We start from the raw sequence: 3,622 nt of genomic DNA, 5'->3' as shown, positions 1-3,622 counted from the left end.
GCGCGACGCCGGCGCGGCGGGCGTGCGGGCGGGGGCATGACGGGCCATCGCGCTCGTGGCACGCGTTCCGCGGGGTCACACCGTCGCGCGGCGGGGTTGGAACGGCGGCCTCGCTTTCCCCATCCGGCGGGGCGGCGTATGAGGACGTTCCCGAACCGTTGCGAGACCCCATGTCCGCCTCCCCGATCGCTCTCCACGCGAGCGGTCCCGCACGCGACCCGGCCGCCGACGAGGCCCTCGACCCCGATGCGATGCGCCGGCCGCTGCCGGATGCGTGGTACTGCGTCGGCCAAGCCTCGGGCCTGACCGGCAAGGCGCTCCGCGCGGTCGAGCTAAACGGCGAGCAGATCGTGATCGGGCGCGATGCGGACGGCGCCCCGTTCGCGCTGCGCGACCGCTGCCCGCACCGCGGCATGGCGCTGTCCAAGGGCGGCTTCGACGGCGCCGAGCTGGTCTGCCCGTTCCACGGCTGGCGCTTCTCCACCGAAGGCCGCTGCCGCGACGTGCCGACCCTCTCCGAGCACGACACGGCCGACTTCTCGAAGATCGTGGTGCAGCGCTTCCCCGTGATCGAGAGCGCCGGCTTCGTCTGGGTCAACCCGCATCTCGGGACGCCGGGCGAGACGCCCGCCCTGCCGGCGCTCGACTTCCACCCGGTCGGCTCGCTCGTGGTCGAACTCGTGGTCGAGGCCTCGTTCGACCTGACGACCTTGAGCCTCGTCGATCCCGGCCACGTCGCCTTCGTTCACGATTCGTGGTGGTTCCGGCCGTCCAAGGCGCTGCGCGAGAAGAAGAAGACGTTTCGGCCGGTGCCGCACGGCTTCGTCATGTCGAGCCACGCGACGACGACGAGCTCGCCGGTCTACCGCCTGCTCGGCGGGGTGCCCGACGTCGAGATCGAGTTCCGCCTTCCCGGCGTGCGCCTGGAGCGGATCACGGCGGGCGCCAAGCGCCTGGCGAACTACACCTTCGCGACGCCGCTGACCGCCAACCGCACGATGCTCACCAACGCCCTCTACTGGAGCGTCCCCGGCCTCAACCTGCTCAAGCCCGTCGCCCGCCCGCTGATGCGCCAGTTCCTGACCCAGGACCAGCAGGTGCTCCAGCACGCGCAACTGGGCCTCGACCGCAAGCCGACCATGGTGCTGTTCGGCCAGGGCGACCTGCCCTCGCAATGGTACTTTCGCCTGAAGCGCGAGGCGCTGGAGGCCGCGCGCGCCGGGCGCCCGTTCGCGAACCCGCTGGAGTCGCGGGAGCTGCGCTGGCGCTCGTGAGAGGCATCGGGGCGACCCGATGCGCGTCTCGGTCGCGATCCCGCGCGGGAACGTCGGTTCGGACAGCGCGATCTTGCCGTTCAGCTCCGATCAGTTCGGCAGCAGCCCCGCTTCCCGATAACTCTGGATCAGGGAATCGAACAGCGTTATGTCCGCGCGGCTTCGCGCGACGATCTGTGCGCCGGCGACCGCCGCGTAGACGGCACGCGCTCTCGCCTCGCCCTCGTTCGGCGCGACCAGCTCGGCGGCGACGAGCTGCCGACGCAGCCACGCCGTGTTGACGTCGGCGAAAGCCTGAACCTCCTTCAGGACCGGCTCGGGCAACGCATCGTATTCCGTCGCCATGAAGCTGCTGAGGCACATGCGGTTGTCGCGCGCCAGCGACAGGCGAAAGATGCCGGGGTACCGTCTCAGCGCCTCCGTCGGGCTCGAGGCATGCGCCGACACGTCCTCGAGGTCGCGGGCGATGTCCTCCCAATAGCGGCGCGCGACCGCCTCGCCGAGGAGGGCCTTGTTGGCGAAGTAGTAGTTGATGCTCGCGGCCTTGATGCCGACGGTCTCGGCGAGGTCGCGGAAATTGAGACCGCCGTAGCCGTAGGCCATCGCCGCCTCCCGGGCGGCCGCCAGGATCGCCTCCCGCACGTTCTCCTTCGACGTCGCTGCCATGCCCAACCTCCATCTGTCATATGGCAGACAGGGGTTGACGAGACAAGCGCCGGAACGTAGCGTGCTGCCTGTCATCTGACAGACAGGCGAACGTGATGGAAAGCGAGACGACGATGTCCGACAAGCTCAGGCTCTTCACCTCCCCCTCGGCCTTCCCGAACCCGCAGCGCCTGCGGATCTTCATGCACGAGAAGGGCATCGCCGACCGCTTCGACGAGACGGTCTACGACATGTCGCCCGTCGGCGAGCAACGGGGATGGAAGCACCTGAAGATGAACGCCTGGGGCGAGACGCCGACCCTCGCGCTCGCGGACGGGTCCTTTCTCAGCGAGACCTCCGCCATCGCCCGCTACCTCGACGAGGCGTTCGAAGGCCGCAAGATCATGGGCGAAACGGCGCTCGAGCGCGGCCTCGACCAGATGTGGGACAGCCGGGTGTGGGTGCACATCCTCTACCCCATCGTCACCGCGTTCCACGTCCTGCACCAGGGCCTGGGCCCGAAGCTCGAGCTGACCAGCAACCCGGCCTGGGGCGAGCATTCGCGCAAGGTGGCGCTGGCGCATGCCGGCCTGGTCGACCGGCATCTCGCCGACGGCCGCGCGTGGCTCCTGGGTGGCGATCAGCCGACCTTCTCGGACATCACGCTGGCGACGGCGATCGCGTTCTCCAAGTTTCCGGTCAACGCGACGCCCCTCGATGAGCGCTTCGAGCATCTCGATGCCTTCTGGCGGCGCTGGCAGACCCGGCCGACCTTCATCGCCGCCTACGCCGACCGGAGCAGCGGCGTCCCGGAGATCGACGAACGCGCCTGAGCGTCCGGCGGTCGGTTCCGGTCATCGCCCCACCGCGAGCCGCCCCGTGCCGCCCTTGGACGCCGGCTTGCATTGGACGGCGGCCTGCAGACGCCGCCTTCCGACCAGTGCCGGCGCCCGTCCGCATGCCCGACATGGATCGGAGGAGGGCGGTCGCGAAACCGGGCCTCGACCCCTATCGCGCCTTCCCCCGCGTCGCCTCGTCCCTGCAAGGCGTGATCGTCTTCGGATCGGGCCGCCGGTCGGGGGCCGGCGCCTCGAACACCGCGAGGTAGCCCACCCCGCCGTCGAGCACCGAAAAGCCCGTCTCGCGAAAACCCGCGGCGGACAGCTCGCAGCGCAGGAGCTTGGGCGGCGTGCCGTGGCGCGAGGGGATGTCGTCGGCGTCCACGATCCCGACCCGGCTGCCGGGCCTCATCGCGGCGGCGAGGTTGTGGAGCAGGCCGTAGGGCTGGGTGATCTCGTGGTACATGTGCACCAGGATCGCCGCGTCGACCGATCCGGGCGCGAGGCGCGGGTCGTGCGGCTCGCCGCGCACCACCGTGACGTTGGACAGGTCGGCCTTGCGCAGCCGGGCTTCGAGGTCGGCGAGGTAGCGCGGCGTCACGTCCTCGGCGAGCACCCGGCCCTGCGGCCCGACCAGCGGGCTCAGCCGCGTGACGTAGTAGCCGCTGCCGGCGCCGATGTCGGCCACCGTCTCGCCCGGCTTGAAGCCCATCAGGCGGGCGACCTGCCCGAACTCGTCGGCCTTGTCGCGCTGCGCCTCGAAGGCCCATTGCGCCGCGACGATCTCGGCCACCGGCCGGTCCGGCTTCGGGAAGGCGGCAGCCGGGGCGCCGGGCGGTCCCAGGGGTTCCGCCGCCTGCGCGC

At 70.8% G+C, this 3,622-nt stretch carries 4 protein-coding genes; 2 read left to right on the top strand and 2 right to left on the bottom strand.

Features of this window, described 5'->3' with window-relative positions; translation table 11 throughout:
- The first annotated feature begins 170 nt into the window (after positions 1-170).
- A complete protein-coding gene (locus tag FV223_RS22775; RefSeq protein WP_147729123.1) occupies positions 171-1,274 on the top strand; it encodes an aromatic ring-hydroxylating dioxygenase subunit alpha in 1,104 nt (367 codons plus the stop codon).
- 90 nt (positions 1,275-1,364) lie between these two features.
- Here the strand turns inward: FV223_RS22775 and FV223_RS22770 are convergent, their stop codons facing one another.
- Positions 1,365-1,940: a TetR/AcrR family transcriptional regulator gene (locus tag FV223_RS22770; protein ID WP_147729122.1), complete on the bottom strand. Its 576-nt coding sequence runs from the start codon at positions 1,938-1,940 to the stop codon at positions 1,365-1,367.
- Between the two features lie 95 nt (positions 1,941-2,035).
- On the opposite strand from FV223_RS22770, the gene FV223_RS22765 reads away from it, so the two are divergent.
- Positions 2,036-2,752: a glutathione S-transferase C-terminal domain-containing protein gene (locus tag FV223_RS22765; protein WP_246687902.1), complete on the top strand. Its 717-nt coding sequence runs from the start codon at positions 2,036-2,038 to the stop codon at positions 2,750-2,752.
- 175 nt (positions 2,753-2,927) lie between these two features.
- On the opposite strand, the gene FV223_RS22760 is transcribed toward FV223_RS22765, so the two are convergent.
- The coding region (locus tag FV223_RS22760) for a methyltransferase domain-containing protein (RefSeq protein WP_147729121.1) at positions 2,928-3,622 on the bottom strand (695 nt) is incomplete at its 5' end.

Source organism: Methylobacterium sp. WL116 (assembly GCF_008039455.1).
Taxonomy (GTDB): Bacteria; Pseudomonadota; Alphaproteobacteria; order Rhizobiales; family Beijerinckiaceae; genus Methylobacterium.
Note: the sequence above shows the minus strand (reverse complement) of the source record. Positions and strands in the feature narration are given on the sequence as shown.

Excerpts from the sequence above, each read along its gene's own strand:
- FV223_RS22775 (WP_147729123.1), top strand. The coding sequence starts at position 171 with ATGTCCGCCTCCCCGATCGCTCTCCACGCGAGCGGTCCCGCACGCGAC.
- FV223_RS22770 (WP_147729122.1), bottom strand. The coding sequence starts at position 1,940 with ATGGCAGCGACGTCGAAGGAGAACGTGCGGGAGGCGATCCTGGCGGCC.
- FV223_RS22765 (WP_246687902.1), top strand. The coding sequence starts at position 2,036 with ATGGAAAGCGAGACGACGATGTCCGACAAGCTCAGGCTCTTCACCTCC.